A 15,741-nucleotide genomic window follows, 5' to 3' on the forward strand; every position below is an offset into this window, starting at 1 on the left:
CTTCAGTCGTCCAGGGTGCGGCCGGTCTTGGCCAGGAACACGTCGTCCAGGCTGGGCCTGCGGGACTCGATGGCGCCCGGTTCGACCCCGGCGCGCAGCAGCGCGGCCATGATCAGCGGGATCGCGGTGGCCGCGCCGTCCACGTACAGGCGCAGGGTCGTGTCGACCGCCTCCACGCCGCGCACGTAGTCCTGCGGGGTCAGCACGTCGGCGGCGCGGCGCAGCTTCCCGGCGTCGGGCTGGCCCGCCTCGTCGGGCGCCGCCAGGTCGACCGTGACGACGTCACCGGAGATCTCCCGCTTGAGGTCCGAGGGCGTGCCCTCGGCGACGATCAGGCCGCGGTCGATGATGGAGATGCGGTCGCACAACGAGTCCGCCTCGTCCAGGTAGTGCGTGGTGAGGAAGACCGTCATGCCGTTGTCGCGCAACCGCCGCACCTCGCGCCACATGCGCGCCCGGCTGGGCGGGTCCAGGCCCGCGGTGGGCTCGTCCAGGAACATCACCGACGGCCGGTGGATCACCCCCAGCGCGAAGTCCAGCCGCCGGCGCTGCCCGCCCGAGTAGGTGCGGACGCGGCGGTCGGCGAACTCCTCCAGGTCGAACGTCGTGATCGCGGCGGCGGCCAGCTGCTCGGCCTCGGCCTTGCCCCGGCCGTGCATCCGGGCCTGGGCGACGAGCTCCTGCCGCGCCGAGGCGTCGTCGTAGGTGCCGCTGGACTGGGCCACGAACCCGATCACGTCGCGGACGCGCGCGGGCGAGCGCAGCAGGTCCACGCCGCCGATGCGGGCGCTGCCGCCGTCCGGGCGGACCAGGGTGGCCAGCATCCGCAGCGTGGTCGACTTGCCCGCGCCGTTGGGCCCGAGGAACCCGAAGATCTCGCCCTCGCGCACCGCGAAGTGCACGTCCCGCACCGCTTCCACGGCCTTGGCCTTGCGCCCGCGCTTGCGATAGGTCTTGCGCAACCCGCTCGCCTCGATGACCAGGTCCCGCCGCTCGCCGGCGTCGGCTCGGTCCGGCGCGACGGGGTCGCGCGCCGACAGCGTTGGGCGGGAGGTCATCCGCTGAGGCTAGGTTAGTTGCGGTGCAACGACAATCACGCTTTCGGACGCGTCGGCGCACCGCCGCGGGGAGTCATCCGCGCGCCGACGGCCGCGCCGATCGCCGCCACCGGGCGCGGCAGCAGCATGTGCTCGTGCTCGCAGTCCACTTCGACCACCTCCACCGGACCGTCCAGGTGGCCGTCCCACGCCGCGACCTTCGCTTCGGTGCTGCGCCGCGACCGGGTGGCCGACAGGAACAGCACCGGGCAGCGCACCAGGCCGGCCTCGTGCCGCTGCGCCACCGCGATGGAGTGGCGGATGACGCGGGGCAGCGCCCGCAACCGCCGGTCGGGCCACTCCGACAGGCCCAGCCCCGGGCGTCCGCGCACCGCCTCGACCAGCCGGCCCACCGGGTCGGGGTCGTCCGGCTCGACCACCGGCTGGTAGCCGAACTCGCGCAGCACGAAGTCGCAGAGCAACCACAGGTTGTCGTCACCGACGCCCAGGCCGTGCGGCAGGTCGGGCGTGGCGTCGCCGACGACCAGCAGCGCCACCTCGTCGCCCCGCCGCTGCAACTCCTCGGCCACGGCGTGCGCGGTGTTCGCGCCCAGGGACCAGCCGAACAGGTGGTGAGGGCCGGGGCTGGTGGCGCGGATCAGGTCCGCCCAGTCGCGGGCGACCTCGGCCAGGTCCACCGGCAGCGGTTCGGGTCTCCGCAAGCCGCGCGACTGGAGCCCGTACACCGGGTGGGCCGCGTCCAGGTGCGGCAGCAGGGCCAGGTAGCACCAGCTCGCGCCGACCAGCGGCGGCAGGCAGAACAGCGGCGCGCCGTCACCGCCGTCGCGCAGCGGCAGCACCAGGTCCAGGATGCCGCCCGCGGCCCTGATGTCGGCCCGCCGCTGCCGAGCCCACGCGAACTCGTCGGTGGTGGGCAACGCGTTCGCTCTCAGCCCGTCCACGGGCCCATCCTCGCGGCTGGAGGCGGTCAGCCGCCAGACGCCAGCGCGACGAGGTGCGCGGCGGCGGGCGCGCCCCCCGCGGCGGCGAACTCGTCGCCGATCCGGCGGGCGCCGTCCCGATAGGCCGGATCGTCCAGGACGGCGCGCACGGCCGCGTCCAGCTCGGGCACCGTCACGCCCAGGATCGGCACCTCGATGCCCGCGCCCGCCGCCGCGACCCGGTGCGACAGCGCCACCTGCTCGGCCCGGACCGGGGCGAGGACCATCGGGACCCCGTAGCTCAACGCCTCGTTGACCGCACCTCCCGCGTGGCAGACCACCGCGTCCAAACGGGGCATCAGGTCCAGCATCGGCACCAGTTCGGCGGCGATGGCGTTGTCGGGGAACGACTTCGCGTCCACCCCGGAGGTGACGAACACCGCCTGCACGTCGTCGGCCAGCGGCGCGAGCACCGCGCCGGCGCGCTCGTAGAAGTCGCCGATCATGTGGCCGACGATGGTGCCGACCGTGACCAGCACGTGCCGGCGGTCGTCGTCCCAGTCGTGCCAGGGGAACCCGGGGGCGTTGGGCCGCGGTCCCAGCGCCGCGCCGACCAGCACCGTCCGGGGCGGCAGCGCGTCGGGCGGGGTGAGGCCGGGACTGGACAGGGCGATCACCAGGTCCGGCGAGAACCTCGGGTCCAGCGGCTCGTCGGCGGGCAGTCCGGCCAGCTCCAGGGCCCGCGCGACCCGGTCGGCCACGAAGTCGTCGAACCCGGCCAGCTCGGGCGGCGGCGCGAGTTCCAGCAGGCCGGTGCACAGGCTGGCCCACCGCACGCCCCGCCGGTGCGCCACCAGGCCCCCGGCCAGCGCGTACTGCTCGGCGACCACGACGTCGGGCCGGTGGCGGACCACCGCGTCGTCCACCGCGTCGAGGACGAACCGGGTGAACGGCAGCAGGTAGCCGTCCCACAGCGCCCGGACGCCGGCCATGCCGGTCTCGGCGTAACGGCGGTAGGCGCGTACCCCGGTGGGGTGCACCGTCGCGTCCGGACCGACCAGTGGGCGCAGCGTGTCCTCCGGACCGCACCACACCACCTCGTGTCCACTGTGGAGGAGTTCCTGGCCGATGGCGAGCATCGGGAACAGGTGGCCTTGCAGCGGCAGCACTACGAGCAGGAACCGCGACACCGGACGATGATGGCACACATTGACGTCCGACAGGGCGCGTGGTGTGATCTGCGACTGTGACCGCGCTCGACGCGGTGTCGGTATACACGCCGACTCTCCGCGTTCCCATCGAGAACCTCGCCGAACCGCTGGGGTTGACCGACATCCAGGTCCGGCTCTTCCGGCGGTTCCACGGGCTGGGGGAGATCAGCCTCGACCCGGAGCGGTCGCTGGCCGACCTGCTGCGCGCGGCGATCGACGGCATCGGCTCGCTGCGCGGGCGCGAGCACCTGGTGCGGTACGTGGTCTACGGGCGGGCCATGCCCGTCGTGGTCCCGTACCCGCGCAACCCGCTGCACGAGGTGTGCCGGGAGGCCGGGCTGGGCCACGCGCTGGCGTTCACCGTCACCCACCAGAGCTGCGCCAGCGGGCTGCTCGCCCTCGAGTCGGCGGGGCGGCTGCTGGCGGCCGACCCGGACCCCGACGCGCTCGCGCTCGTCCTCACCGGCGAGAAGGCGTTCTCCCGCGACGCGCGCCTGCTGCCCGGCACGTCGATCTTCGGCGAGGGCGCGTCGGCCAGCCTGGTCAGCGCGCACGGCCCGCGCGACCGGGTGCTGTCGTTCGCCTGCGCCCAGCGCGGCGAGTTCGACACCGAGTTCGGCGAGAGCGCCGAGCGCTTCCAGCGCGAGTACCGGCCGTTGCTGGCCGAGGTGATCCGCGAGGCGGTGGCAGGGGCCGGACTGGAGCTGGACGACATCGCCCTGGTGCTGCCCCACAACGACAACGTCGTGACCTGGCAACGGCTCTGCCTGCTGATGGACTTCCCGGTGGAGCGCGTGCTGCTGTCCAACGTGCCGGTCAACGGCCACCTGTTCTGCTCCGACGCGTTCGCCAACTACAGCACGGCGCGCGAACGCGGGCTGCTTCGCGAGGGCGACCGCTACCTGGTGGCCGCGGTCGGCGCGGGCGCCGGGGCGACGTTCACCGCGACGGTGTTCCAGCACTGAGTCCGTTCCACCCAGGAGGCCGCCATGACCGCACCCGACGCCCAGGTCGACACCGAGTTGCGGCCCCGCGTGGTCGAGGCGATGACCGAGGTGATCGCGCGGCTGTCCGAACGGGACGGGCCGGTCACCGAGGACATGGACATGGCCGACGAGCTCGGCCTGAGCTCGTCGCTGGGCCTGGAGCTGCTGCTGGAGGTCGAGGAGCGGCTCGGCGTGCAGATCGACGTGGAGAAGATGCGCACCGACGAGCTGCGGACGGTGGGCCAGCCGGCCGCGATCATCGCCTCGCACTGCAGGCCCTGGTAGTGCGCGTGCTGCGCGCCGAGCGCCGGGTCTTCCCCAGCCCGGCGGTCTTCCTGGCCGACGACGCGCACCGGGCCGTCGTGGCGGAGTACTTCGCGGACCTGGCCGGATCGGCGCAAGCGCCGGGGCTGACCGGATCCGCGCGGACACCGGAGTTGTCGGGATCGGTGCGGGCGCCGGAGCTGTCCGGCCAGTCCTACGGCGAGATGGCCGCCGCGCTGGTGGCCGCCGTCGCGGACGGGCCGGTGGACCTGCCGGTGCTGGCGTTCTCCATCCACGACCTGTGGCCGGGCCGCGCCACGGCCACCTACCTCAGCCACGTCTGCCCCGGCACGCCGCTGTCCTTCGCGGTCTGCGACCAGGGCAGCGCCGCGCCGTTCACCGCGCTGCGCCTGGTCCGCGACCGCGCGCCGCGGCGGGCGCTGGTGGTGGCCGTCGAGCAGGGCGGGCTGCCCTACGACTCCACGGCGACGCCGCCGCGCGAGCACCGCGGCGTCGCCCTGCTCTGCGGTGACGACGCGGGCCACCGCGTCACGGACCTCCACCAGTTCCCGGACGTGGCCCCGGAGGCCGTGCCGGACCTGGCGGCCCGGACGATCGCCGACCTGTCCGCCGGTCACGACCGGGTGCGCCTCGTGCTGGGCGAGGCGTTGTCCGCGGTGTGGCCCGAAGGTCCCGACCGCGCGCCCGCCGGTCAGCCGCTCACCGGGGTGTGGTGGCGGCTGGCCGACGCGCTCGCCGAGCCGGGCGGGTTGGTGGTGGTCGGCGAGTACGACCGCGAACTGCGCTACCTCTGCCTGGTCGGGATCGAGGTGCGCTGAGGCGGAAACCGGCCGCACGACGAAGGAGCACGCATGATCCCCCTGTTCAAGGTCGCGATGTCCGGCACCGCGCCGGCCCTCGTCGAGAAGGTCCTGACCAGCGGCTTCATCGGGCAGGGCGCCAAGGTGGACGAGTTCGAGACCGCCCTGGCCACCCGGATCGGCAACCCGAAGCTCGCCACCGTCAACAGCGCCACCTCGGGCCTGCACTTAGCCCTGCACCTGGTCACCGGCGGCGTGAGAGGCGACGGTGGCGAAGTGCTGACCACGCCGATGACGTGCAGCGCCACCAACTGGCCGGTGCTGGCCAACGGCCTGCGCCCGCGCTGGGTGGACGTCGATCCCGCCAACCTCAACATGGACCTGGACGACCTGGCCCGCAAGATCACCCCGCGGACCAAGGCGATCATCGTGGTGCACTGGGCCGGCTACCCGGTGGACCTGCGGCGGTTGGCCGAGGTGCTGGACCAGGCGGAGAAGGTGCACGGCGTGCGCCCCATGGTGATCGAGGACTGCGCGCACGCCTGGGGCGCCACGTTCGACGGCAAGCACCTGGGCAACCACGGCAACATCTCGGTGTTCAGCTTCCAGGCCATCAAGCACCTCACCGCCGGTGACGGCGGCCTGGTCGTGCTGCCGGACAAGGAACTGGCCCGCCGGGCGCGGCTGCTGCGGTGGTACGGCATCGACCGCGAGACCAACGCCCGGTTCTCGTTCCTCAACGACATCCCCGAGTTCGGCTTCAAGTTCCACATGAACGACATCAACGCCAGCATCGGCCTGGCCAACCTCGACCACGTGGACGAGATCGTGGCCAAGCACCGGCGCAACGCCGCGTACTTCGACGCGGAGCTCGCCGACGTGCCGGGCCTGGAGCTGACCGAACGCGCGCCCGACCGCGAGTCGTCGTTCTGGATCTACACGATCAAGGTCGACGACCGCGACGGGTTCATGCGCCGCATGGAGGAGGCGGGCATCATGGCCAGCCAGGTGCACGAGCGCAACGACGTCTACACGACGGTGCGCGAGTACGCCGCGCTGCTGCCCGGCCTGGACAGCGTGGGCGCGCGGATGGTGTCCATCCCGGTCGGCTGGTGGCTGACCGAGGACGAGCGCGGGCACATCGCGTCCACCATCAAGGCGGGCTGGTAGGGACGCGCGCCGCGCCGGGGCCCGGCGCGGCGCTCACCTCCGGGAGCGGGCGAAGGCCAGGAACCGGTCGTTGGCCTCGGCCGTGCCGACCGTGACCCGCACACCCCGACCGTCCAGGCACGCCACCAGGATGCCCGCGGCCCGGGCGTCGGCGGTGAACGCGGCGCTGTCCTCCCCCAGCGGCAGCCACACGAAGTTGGCCTCGCTGTCGGGCGCGGTGTACCCGGCGTCGCGCAGCCCGGCGACCAGCCGGGCGCGCTGCGCGGCCACGTCGGCGCACCGCCGCGACAGCTCCTCGGTGACGTCCGGGTCGAGCGCGCGCAGCGCGGCGGCCTGGCCCAGGGAGTTGGCGAAGAACACCATGCCGGTCATCCGCGCGGCCATCACCCGGTCCGCGGGCAGCACCGCGTAGCCGACGCGCAGCGCGGCCAGGCCGTAGGCCTTGGAGAAGGTGCGCAGCACGCACACGTTCGGGTGGTCGCGGTACAGGTCCAGCGCGTCCGGGAAGTCCGGGTCGGTGACGAAGTGCCGGTAGGCCTCGTCGATCACGACCGGCACGTCGGCGGGCACGCGGCCGAGGAACTCCTCCAGCTCGGCGCGGCCCAGCGCGGAACCGGTGGGGTTGTTGGGGTTGCAGATCAGCACGCACCGGGTGGCGCCGGTGACGGCGTCGGCCATCGCGCGCAGGTCGTGCCGGTAGCCGTCCATCGGCACGGGCACGCCCTCGGCGCCCGCGTTGGCGACGATCAGGGGGTACCCCTCGAACGACAGCGCCGCGTGCACGACCTCCGGCCTCGGCCCGAACGACTGCACCAGGTGCTGCAACAGCCCCGCCGAGCCAGGTCCGACGAGCACCGCCTCCGGGGCGACGCCCAGGTGCCGGGCCAGCCCGGCGGTGAGCGCCCCGGCCAACCGGTCGGGGTAGCGGTTGAGCAGCGCCGCGCCCTCGGCGACCACCTGCCGCAGCGCGGGCAGCGGCGGGTGGGGCGTCTCGTTCATGGACAGGTCGTGCAGCCGGTCGGCGTCGACGGCGGTCATCGGACCTCGCTTCCCCTCGGGTCGGCCGCGGGCAGGTCGTGGGCACGCCGGTCGGCGAGCACGCCCAGCTGGTAGAGCCGGTCGACGAACGTCAGCGGCCGGACGTCCGTGCCGGACATGTTGCCCGCGGTGCGCCGCAGCAGCCGGGGGTTGGCCGCGGTGCGGCGCATCATCCGCGCGCCCAGCAGCCGGGGTGCGCCGGACAGGGCGGTGATCATGCGGGCGGCGTTGTGGCTGACCGTCGCAATGTGGTCCAGGCTCGGCCGCCGGGCCGCCTCGTACGCCGCCAGTGCCTCGTCCACCGCCGGCTCCTCGCCCATCACCGACCGCGCGGCCAGCACCTCTCCCAACGCCTCGGCCAGCCCTTCGGCATCGGCCAGCGAGCTGTTCACGCCCTGCGCCGCCATCGGGTGCACGGCGTGCGCGGCCTCGCCGACCAGCGCCAGGCCGGGCACGGCCAGCCGGCCCGCCCGCAGCCGGGACACCCCGAACAGCTGCCGGCGGTGCAGGCTCGCCTCCAGCGCGGGCGCGAGCGGCGCGAGCGCGGGCACCTCGGCGAGCACGCCGCCGACCCAGCGGCCCAGCTCGGCCAACCCGGTGGCGCGGAACTCGTCGGGCGCGACCTGGACGTAGAGCCGGCAGCGGCGACCGGGCAACGGGTAGACCAGCCGCAGGCCACGCGCGGTGCGGTAGGCCGTCACCTCGCCGGGCACGTCCGCGTCGGCCACGTCGAAGGCCAGCAGCCGGTGCGGGTACTCGTCCCGGTCGACGCTGATCCCGGCGTCCTTGCGCAGCGCCGAGGACATGCCGTCGGCCGCCACGACCAACCGCGCGCGGACCTCGCCGCCGTCGACCGCCACGCCCGCGACCCGTCCGCCCTCGCGCAGCACCCCGTCCACGCGCACGCCGCGGACGATCTCCACGGTCTCGGGGAGCGAGCGGGTGATCGCCGCGCACAGGTCCTCGTAGGCCGCGCACAGCACCTGCCGGTGCGGACCGGGCAGGGTGCCGTACTCGACGGCGAGCAGCGCGGTGCCGTCGCCGTCGCGGATGGCCAGCCGGTCCACCGGGCGCGCGTCGGCGGCCCTGAGGTCGTCCAGCGCGCCCCAGTCGTCGAGCACGCGCACCGCGCCGGGCTGGAGGATCTCGCCCTTGGCGGTCGGCGCGGGGGTCTGCCTGCGGTCCAGCACCAGCACCCGCAGGCCGGTCCCGCCCAGCGCCCGCGCGGCGGCCAGCCCGGCCGCGCCCGCGCCGGACACCGCCACGTCGACGGTCCCCGGGAGCGTCATCGGACGGCGGCCCGGTACTCGCCCAGCGCCTTGAGCGCCACGGCCTGCGTGACCACGCCGTTGGCGTAGCGCACGTGGTGGCGGATGTAGTTGCACACCCGCGTGGGCTCCCACCCGCCGTCCGGTCCGGCGGCGGCCACCAGCCAGGCCGCGCCCCGGTCCACCGCGTCCGCGCCGGCTCCCGCCGCCAGCAGCGCCTGGACCGCCCAGGACGTCTCTTCGACCGAGCCCTCGGTCCCGTCGCCCGGGCCCCACGAGCCGTCCGGCAGCTGGGTGCGTAACAACCAGTCCACCGCCTTGCGCACGACCTCGTGCCCGTCGTGCCCGGCCCGCGCCAGCGCGGCGACCACGACGGCGGTCCCGGACGTGTGGTCGCGGTACCACAGGTTCTCGAACGTGCCGTCCGGGTTCTGCGCGGTGAGCAGCCACGCGACGGCGGAGGCCACGGCCGGGTCGTCGGCGGGGCGGCCCGCGTCCAGCAGGGCCTGGATCGCCTGGCTGGTGATCGCGGGGCACGGCCCGTCGTTGGCGAGCTTGGTGTCGCGCACCCACAGGCTCCACGAGCCGCGCGTGTCCTGCCGCCCGGTCAGCCACTCCAGCCCACCGCGCAGGTGGGCGTCCTCGGCGGCGCCGGGCAGCCCGGCCAGCGCGCTGAGGATCTCGGCCGACTCCAGCGTCACCGGCCAGCCGCGCCGGGTGGAGAAGCTCCAGCCGCCCGCCGGGACGTCCAGGATCGTGAACGGCTCGGTGGTGCGGGCGGCGTGCAGGAAGTCGCGGGCCGCGCGCAGTCGGGGGTCCGCGGCGTACCCGGCGGCGACCAGGCCGGTGGTGGCGTAGCCGGTGCGGGTCAGGTCGAGGTTGGCCACCGCGTCCCACGCGCCCTCGGGCCGGACCGCGGCGCGCAGCCAGCCCGCGATGGCGTCGGCGATGTCGGGCGCCTCGCCGGAGCGCGCCAGGCCGAGCAGCACCAGGGCGGCCGGCCACGGGTCCTCGCTGAGAGCCCCGGTGCGCCCCTCGTGCTCGTACACCGCGCGGACCAGTCGCAGAGCCGCCGGACGGGCCAGGCGCAGGGTGAACCGGCGGACCGGCCCCGTGGGCAGCAGGCCGTCCTGGGCCAGCGCCAGGCCGACGAACGGCGTCGTGCGGAACGAGATCAGCCGCCGCCGCAGCTTGTCGGCCAGCACGATCTCCAGCGGCAGCCGCCGCAGCGCACCCGCCTCGGCGGTCAGCCCGGCCAGGGTCAGGAACTGCCGGCACATCAGAGCCACCGCGCGGTCGGTCACCGCGTCCACCCCGCCCAGCGCAGCCAACGCGGCACGCCCGGCAGTCACGGCCGTCGCGCTGACCTCCGGCGAGACGACGCGCAGGGCGGCGGTGGCGATGGCGGTGGGCACGGCCTCGCTGGGCGCGCCGTCCACCCCGCCCCAGCCGCCGTCGTCGCGCTGTCGGTCGCGCAGCCAAGCCGCGCCGCCCGCGACGAGGTCGGCGTGGGCGACCGGGTCGGCGGCGTGCAGCGCCGTGATCGTGCCCGCGGTGCCCAGCACGGAGGCGGGCGGGTCGTCGGTGAACGCGCCGTCCGGGCGCTGCCGGGCCAGCAGCGCCTCCGCGCCGCGCTCCACGGCCTTCGCGACGTCGACCAGCGACACGGCTGTCATGTCTTGTCCTCCAACGGGATCAGGCGGCGCGAGCGGGCCCCGGGCGGCCGGGACGTGCCCAGCTCGTGCCTGCTCCGCATCGCCGACTGCGTCCACCATGTCAGCGCGGCCAGCGGCAGGGCCAGCCCCAGTTGCCAGCCGACGCCCAGGCCGAGGCCGACGGTCGCCGAGGCGAGCACGAGCCGTTCGACCACCAGCACTTCGTGGCTCCGCAGCGCGACGACCACCGGCACGTCCGCGCGCCGCCGGACCAGGGGCGCCAGCGCGAGCACGCCCAGCGCCGCCACGACGGCCAGCGTCACCAGGTACGCCGTGCGGTCGCCGACCGCGGACAGCAGCCCGCCCGCCACTGCCGCGCCGATCACCGCCAGGTACAGCGCGAGGACCGTCCACACCGCGAAGGGCGTGCCGCGGCGCACCGGCAGCGTGCCGTAGCCGCCCGCGCGGTCGCCGTCCACGTCGCGCAGCGCGCCGACCAGGTTGGACGCCGTGTCGTGCAGCCAGAACACCGCCGCCATCGCCACCACCGCGGCGATCCCCGACGACGGCCACGTCCCGGCCACGCACACCCCGTACACCAGGGCGATCGCGCCGAGCGCGCCGCGCACCAGGTTGCCCGCGATGCCGCGCGCCTTGGCCCAGCGGCTGTAGGCGACGATCCCTAACACGCCGAGCACGGCGGCCAGCAGCGTCGGCCACCCGCCCAGCACGGCGATCGCCGCCACCACCAGCATGCACAGCACACCGCACGCCCGGGCGACGCGCGGGCTCAACCGTCCCGACGGGATCGGTCGGTGCGGTTTGCCGATGGCGTCCAGGTGCCGGTCGAAGTAGTCGCCCAGGTAGTGCCCGCCCAGCCAGCCCGCGGTGGGCGCGGCCCACGCCGCGAGCAGCCGCCACGGGTGCCCGGCCGCGCCGGCCAGCACCGCGCCACCGAGCCCGACCAGCCCGACGTACCAGAGCGTGTAAGGGCGCCACGTCTCCACGTGCGCCCGGACCGCCGCGCCGAAGCCCACGTCCTCACCCCCGGCCGAACGGCGGTGCGCTCACCGCGCCCCGCTCGTGGTCCAGCGCGCGATGTCGGCCAGCGCGGTCGCGTGCGGCGACGGTGACAACCCCGCCAGCCCGGCCAGCGCCAACTCCACGTGCGACACCATCCGCCGGCGCGCGCTCTGCACCGCGCCGGAGGCCGTCACCAGGTCCCGGACCCACCGCACGTCGCCCTCCCGGGCGGCGCGGCGGCCCAGGACGTCCCGCAGCTCCCGCCGATCGGCCTCGTCGGCCGCCTCGTAGGCCAGCAGCACCGGCAGCGTCGGCCGTCCGTTGAGCAGGTCGCTGTCGCCGGGCTTGCCGGTCTCCTCGGGCGTGGCGACGAAGGTCAGCAGGTCGTCGCGGATCTGGAAGGCGATGCCGACGTGCTCGCCGTAGGAGGCCAGCATCGTGCCGGTGTCCGCGCCGGCGCCGCCCAGCGTCGCCCCGATGTAGCAGGCGGCCCGGAACAGCGCGCCGGTCTTGAGGCGCACCATCTCCTCGTACCAGCGCGCGCCCTCCTCCAGGTCGCCGACGAGGCGCGACTCCAGCACCTGGCCGCGGCACAGGTCACGGCCGACCTCGGCCAGCTCGCCGACCGCCGCCACGACGCGCGCGGGCGAGGCCGACCACGGTTCGTCCACAAGGGACTCGAAGGCGCTGAAGATCAGGCCGTCGCCGGTGACGATCGCGTTCGGGACTCCGTAGGCGGCGTGCACCGACGGCCGACCGCGGCGCACGTCGTCGCCGTCGATGATGTCGTCGTGCACGAGGGTCGCGGTGTGGACGTACTCCAGCGCGAGCACGGCCGCGGTGACGCGGAGCGGGTCGCCGCCGACGGCCTGCGCGGTGTGCAGCGCCATCAGCGGGCGCAGCAGCTTCCCCGCCGGCACCAGGGCGAACCGCGCCATGGAAGCCAGCTCGTCGGTCGTCTCCGGCCAACGGCGGCGCAACTCCTCCTGGAGGAGCCGTCCCGACTCGCTGCGGGCCAGACCGTCGAGGAAAGTCCGATACTGCGGTGAGTCGGAAACGGTCATGCGCGTCCGCCCTTCGACAGGCGACAGGTTTGACGCTCAGCGTGACGGTAAGGCGCGGGGAATCCCGCGGCAAGAAGCCGATCAGCGCAACGCCGACCGGAACTCCATGAGCGCCAAGCCATCCGAGCCCGCGAACGTCCGCGCCGGCGCCAGTCCGACCGACGCGGCGAGCGCGTCGTGCGCCGCGCGGTCGCGCTCCCGACCGCCCACCTCCACCAACATGCGGAGGTCGAACGGCGACAGGTGCGGCACGTGCGGCTCGGTGGGCAGCACCTCGACCACGAGCACTCGTCCGTCCGGACCGGCCGCTTCGGCGCAACGGCGCAGGATCGTCGCGGCGGACGCGTCGTTCCAGTCGGTCAGCACGCGCGAGACGACGTAGACGTCCGCGCCTGCGGGCAGCGGCTGGAAGAAGTCGCCCTCGACCACCTCGACCCGGTCGCCCAAGCCGTTCTCGGCGAACCGCGCCGCCGCCGTGGCCACCGGCTCGGCCCGGTCGACCAGCATCCCGCGCAGGTGCCCGTGCGCCGCCAGCAGCTCGGCCAGCAGCGCGCCCGAGCCGCCGCCGACGTCGGCCACCAGCCCCGCCTCCGGCCACGGGTAGAGCTTCGCCACCTGCGGCGCGGTCATCGCCTGGAGCCCGGCCATCAGCCGGTCGAAGTGCGCGCGGTACTCCGGGGTCGCGTCCAGGTCGGACCAGAAGTCGCGGCCGTGCACCGACGCGTAGCCCGGTTCGCCCGTGCGGACCGCGTGCGGCAGGCCGAGCGCGGCCAGGTCCATCCGCGCCGGGAAGCCGTCCAGGTCGAACCTCGTGCCGTAGCCGGTGTCGCCGCGGTCGCGCAGCAGTTCGCCCAGTCCGGTCAACGCGAACACGTCCGGTGAGACCTCCGCGAACACCTCGCGGTGGACCAGGTGGCGCAACAACCTGCCCAACGCGTCGCGGTCGGCGCCGCAGCGCCGCGCCAGCTCGGTCAGGTCGGTGGCGCCGTCGGCGATCAGGTCGGGCACGCGGAGCGTGACCGCCGTGCGCACGGCCATCGGGGTGACCAGGTCGGTGAGCGCGTCCAAGCGCTCCCCTGCGTTCTCGGGCGGCATCGGCGCAGCGTCCCGAACCGCACCACCGCAGTCAACCCGTGGACCAAACCCCCTTCGTGGCACAGAATGGCCCGATGACGAGTGTGACCGCCCCGGAAATCCGGCTGGTGTCCGGCGCCCTCGGCGCGGAGATCAGCGGCATCGACCTGAACACGTTGACCGACGAGCAGTTCGACCTGATCCGCGATCGGCTGCTGCGTCACCAGGTGGTGTTCCTGCGCGGTCAGGGGAACCTGACGCCGCAGGCGCACATCGACTTCGGGCGGCGCTTCGGCGAGGTGGAGCTGCACCCCTACCTGCCGCGGCTGGAGAGCCACCCGGAGATCGTCGTCATCGACTCGGAGGACGGGGCGAAGGTCGACGTGTGGCACACGGACATGACCTTCCACGAGAGCCCGCCGATCGCGTCGGTGCTGCACCTGAACGAACTGCCGCCCCACGGCGGCGACACCATGTGGACCAACCAGTGCCTGGTCTACGAGTCGCTGTCGGCCCCGCTGCGCGACCTGGTGGACGGCCTGACCGCGATCCACACCATCCGCGTGGGCGACGAGTTCTCCAGCCGCGCCGAGCACCCGGTGGTGCGCGTGCACCCGGAGACCGGCCGTCGCTCGCTCTACCTCAACCGCCTGTTCACCTCGCACATCCCCCAGTTGTCGCGCAACGAGAGCGACGCCCTGCTGGAGTACCTGTTCCGGTTCTCCGAGGGACCGCAGTTCACCTGCCGCTTCCGCTGGCAGCCCGGCGACGTGGCCATGTGGGACAACCGGGTCACCCAGCACTACGCCGTCAACGACTACCGCGAACGCCGCCGCGGCCAGCGCATCACGGTGCTGGGCGACGTGCCGACGGGCAACCCGCCGCGCTGGGAGCACTACCAGCCCGCGCCGGGCGAGCGGTACTGGCCCGACCGGGTCAACGCGGTGGAGAGCTACTGATCCTCCCGCCACACCACCGGGAACCTCTCGATGCCCCCGTTGATCCGGTCGTGGCGCCACGGCAGCTCCTCGACCCCGATCGCGGGCGCGAGCCCCGGCAGGCGGCGCAGCAGCGTCGCGATGGACAGCTCGACCTCCATCCGGGCCAGGGCCGTGCCCAGGCAGAAGTGCGGCCCGTAGCCGAAGGCCAGGTGCGCCGTCCGGGCCACCCGGTCGATGTCGAACACGTTGGGGTCCTTGAAGACCCGGGGATCGCGGTTGGCCACCCACGGGACGGCCATGACGCGGTCCCCGGCGCTCATCGCGACGTCGCCGACGGTCACGTCCCCGGTGACGACCTGCACCCGGAACATGCTGCTGACTGCGGTGTACCGCAGGATCTCCTCCACCGCGGCGGGGATCTTCTCCGGTGACCGCACCAGCTCCGCCAGCTGCTCCGGGTGCTGGAACAGCACCCGCACGCCCGCGGCCGTCGAGCCGACCTCCAGGCCGCCGCGCAGCAACCCCATGGCCAGCACGATGATCTCGTCGTCGGACAGGCCGTGGTCGTCGCCGCCCTCCAGCCACACCGACAGCAGGTCGTCGCCTGGCTCGACCCGCTTGGCGGCCAGCTGCCCCGCCAGGTAGACCCACAGCGACTTCGCGGCCTCCGCGGAGTTGTAGTCCACCACCGAGTTCAGGCCCGCGAGCCAGCCGTAGAACCGCTCGCGGTCGGCGGCCGGGACACCGATCACCTCGCAGATCACCAGCAGCGGCAAGGGCGCGACGAGACCGCTGACCAGGTCGGCGGGCCGCGGCCCGGCGATCATCGCGTCCACCAGCTCGTCCACCAGGGCCTGCACGCGCGGGCGGTAGTGCGCCATGCGGCGACCGCCGAACGCGCGGCTGCCCACCCGGCGCACCGCCGCGTGCGCCGGGCCGTCCTGGTTGAGGTCGCGCAGCGGCGGCTGGTCCGGCGGCGGCCGGTGCAGCACCCGGCTGAACCGCGGGTCGGCCAGCACCTTGACGCACCCGGCGTAGTCCAGCACGAGCCAGGCGGGCTCCCCGTCCGGCAGCAGCACCCGGCTCACCGGGTCGGTCTCGATCATGCCGAGGAGTTCCGGCGACAGCTCGCCGGTGAACGGCTCGAAGGGGTACCGGCGCAATTCGGGTAAGGCGGCCACGGCGGATAAGACTGCGCCCGAACCCCCGCTGCGTCAACGGATTCCGCACGCCCCGTGCGCGGGTTAG

General features: G+C 74.4%; 15 protein-coding genes. 5 read left to right on the plus strand and 10 right to left on the minus strand.

The features are described 5' to 3' along the window. Nucleotides 1-2: 2 nt before the first annotated feature. From ABTZ99_RS13945 to ABTZ99_RS13955, 3 genes are read right to left on the minus strand one after another with little or no spacing between them, the layout of a single operon-like run. Complete coding sequence (locus tag ABTZ99_RS13945; protein WP_499611387.1) at nt 3-1,058, minus strand: ATP-binding cassette domain-containing protein; 1,056 nt, start codon at nt 1,056-1,058, stop codon at nt 3-5. A 35-nt stretch (nt 1,059-1,093) separates the two neighbouring features. Then, the gene (locus tag ABTZ99_RS13950; protein WP_499611390.1) at nt 1,094-1,999 is read right to left on the minus strand and encodes a thioesterase domain-containing protein; all 906 of its coding nucleotides are present in this window, start codon (nt 1,997-1,999) and stop codon (nt 1,094-1,096) included. Between the two features lie 26 nt (nt 2,000-2,025). Beyond that, a complete protein-coding gene (locus tag ABTZ99_RS13955; RefSeq protein WP_499611392.1) occupies nt 2,026-3,168 on the minus strand; it encodes a glycosyltransferase in 1,143 nt (380 codons plus the stop codon). Nucleotides 3,169-3,224: 56 nt separating this feature from the next. On the opposite strand from ABTZ99_RS13955, the gene ABTZ99_RS13960 reads away from it, so the two are divergent. The 4 genes from ABTZ99_RS13960 to ABTZ99_RS13975 are packed head-to-tail and all read left to right on the plus strand — an operon-like array spanning nt 3,225 to nt 6,430. Next, nucleotides 3,225-4,154 carry a 3-oxoacyl-[acyl-carrier-protein] synthase III C-terminal domain-containing protein gene (locus ABTZ99_RS13960; RefSeq protein ID WP_499611395.1) on the plus strand — a complete coding sequence of 310 codons (930 nt, stop codon included), beginning with the start codon at nt 3,225-3,227 and terminating at the stop codon, nt 4,152-4,154. Between the two features lie 24 nt (nt 4,155-4,178). Further along, nucleotides 4,179-4,460: a phosphopantetheine-binding protein gene (locus tag ABTZ99_RS13965; RefSeq protein WP_499611396.1), complete on the plus strand. Its 282-nt coding sequence runs from the start codon at nt 4,179-4,181 to the stop codon at nt 4,458-4,460. Beyond that, complete coding sequence (locus ABTZ99_RS13970; RefSeq protein ID WP_499611398.1) at nt 4,460-5,278, plus strand: hypothetical protein; 819 nt, start codon at nt 4,460-4,462, stop codon at nt 5,276-5,278. The genes ABTZ99_RS13965 and ABTZ99_RS13970 overlap by 1 nt, the downstream gene beginning before the upstream one ends. 33 nt (nt 5,279-5,311) lie before the next feature. Then, on the plus strand, nt 5,312-6,430 hold the full coding sequence (locus tag ABTZ99_RS13975; protein WP_499611401.1) for a DegT/DnrJ/EryC1/StrS family aminotransferase: 1,119 nt from the start codon (nt 5,312-5,314) through the stop codon (nt 6,428-6,430). Nucleotides 6,431-6,463: 33 nt separating this feature from the next. On the opposite strand, the gene ABTZ99_RS13980 is transcribed toward ABTZ99_RS13975, so the two are convergent. From ABTZ99_RS13980 to ABTZ99_RS14005, 6 genes are all read right to left on the minus strand, one after another. Continuing rightward, the gene (locus tag ABTZ99_RS13980; RefSeq protein ID WP_499611403.1) at nt 6,464-7,468 is read right to left on the minus strand and encodes a histidinol-phosphate transaminase; all 1,005 of its coding nucleotides are present in this window, start codon (nt 7,466-7,468) and stop codon (nt 6,464-6,466) included. Beyond that, complete coding sequence (locus ABTZ99_RS13985; protein WP_499611405.1) at nt 7,465-8,757, minus strand: FAD-dependent oxidoreductase; 1,293 nt, start codon at nt 8,755-8,757, stop codon at nt 7,465-7,467. The genes ABTZ99_RS13980 and ABTZ99_RS13985 overlap by 4 nt, the downstream gene beginning before the upstream one ends. Further along, complete coding sequence (locus tag ABTZ99_RS13990; RefSeq protein ID WP_498780302.1) at nt 8,754-10,412, minus strand: prenyltransferase/squalene oxidase repeat-containing protein; 1,659 nt, start codon at nt 10,410-10,412, stop codon at nt 8,754-8,756. Before ABTZ99_RS13990 ends, ABTZ99_RS13985 begins: the two co-directional genes overlap by 4 nt. Continuing rightward, on the minus strand, nt 10,409-11,428 hold the full coding sequence (locus ABTZ99_RS13995; protein ID WP_499611408.1) for a UbiA family prenyltransferase: 1,020 nt from the start codon (nt 11,426-11,428) through the stop codon (nt 10,409-10,411). Before ABTZ99_RS13995 ends, ABTZ99_RS13990 begins: the two co-directional genes overlap by 4 nt. Before the next feature lie 30 nt (nt 11,429-11,458). Next, on the minus strand, nt 11,459-12,478 hold the full coding sequence (locus ABTZ99_RS14000; RefSeq protein WP_499611410.1) for a polyprenyl synthetase family protein: 1,020 nt from the start codon (nt 12,476-12,478) through the stop codon (nt 11,459-11,461). Nucleotides 12,479-12,559: 81 nt separating this feature from the next. Then, complete coding sequence (locus ABTZ99_RS14005; protein ID WP_498780307.1) at nt 12,560-13,573, minus strand: methyltransferase; 1,014 nt, start codon at nt 13,571-13,573, stop codon at nt 12,560-12,562. 74 nt (nt 13,574-13,647) lie between these two features. Here ABTZ99_RS14005 and ABTZ99_RS14010 point away from each other — a divergent pair, with 74 nt between their 5' ends. Further along, complete coding sequence (locus tag ABTZ99_RS14010) at nt 13,648-14,511, plus strand: TauD/TfdA dioxygenase family protein (protein ID WP_499611412.1); 864 nt, start codon at nt 13,648-13,650, stop codon at nt 14,509-14,511. On the opposite strand, the gene ABTZ99_RS14015 is transcribed toward ABTZ99_RS14010, so the two are convergent. Beyond that, nucleotides 14,505-15,674, minus strand: coding sequence for a cytochrome P450 (locus ABTZ99_RS14015; protein WP_498780310.1), 1,170 nt, complete (start codon nt 15,672-15,674; stop codon nt 14,505-14,507). The two genes, ABTZ99_RS14010 and ABTZ99_RS14015, sit on opposite strands and share 7 nt — an antisense overlap. Nucleotides 15,675-15,741 lie beyond the last annotated feature (67 nt).

Source organism: Actinosynnema sp. NPDC002837 (assembly GCF_040295345.1).
Lineage (GTDB): Bacteria > Actinomycetota > Actinomycetes > Mycobacteriales > Pseudonocardiaceae > Actinosynnema.

Bases quoted from the DNA above. Each gene is read 5' to 3' on its own strand.
- ABTZ99_RS13945 (WP_499611387.1), bottom strand. From the start codon at position 1,058: ATGACCTCCCGCCCAACGCTGTCGGCGCGCGACCCCGTCGCGCCGGAC.
- ABTZ99_RS13965 (WP_499611396.1), top strand. From the start codon at position 4,179: ATGACCGCACCCGACGCCCAGGTCGACACCGAGTTGCGGCCCCGCGTG.
- ABTZ99_RS13990 (WP_498780302.1), bottom strand. From the start codon at position 10,412: ATGACAGCCGTGTCGCTGGTCGACGTCGCGAAGGCCGTGGAGCGCGGC.
- ABTZ99_RS13975 (WP_499611401.1), top strand. From the start codon at position 5,312: ATGATCCCCCTGTTCAAGGTCGCGATGTCCGGCACCGCGCCGGCCCTC.
- ABTZ99_RS14000 (WP_499611410.1), bottom strand. From the start codon at position 12,478: ATGACCGTTTCCGACTCACCGCAGTATCGGACTTTCCTCGACGGTCTG.
- ABTZ99_RS14005 (WP_498780307.1), bottom strand. From the start codon at position 13,573: ATGCCGCCCGAGAACGCAGGGGAGCGCTTGGACGCGCTCACCGACCTG.
- ABTZ99_RS13980 (WP_499611403.1), bottom strand. From the start codon at position 7,468: ATGACCGCCGTCGACGCCGACCGGCTGCACGACCTGTCCATGAACGAG.
- ABTZ99_RS13985 (WP_499611405.1), bottom strand. From the start codon at position 8,757: ATGACGCTCCCGGGGACCGTCGACGTGGCGGTGTCCGGCGCGGGCGCG.
- ABTZ99_RS14010 (WP_499611412.1), top strand. From the start codon at position 13,648: ATGACGAGTGTGACCGCCCCGGAAATCCGGCTGGTGTCCGGCGCCCTC.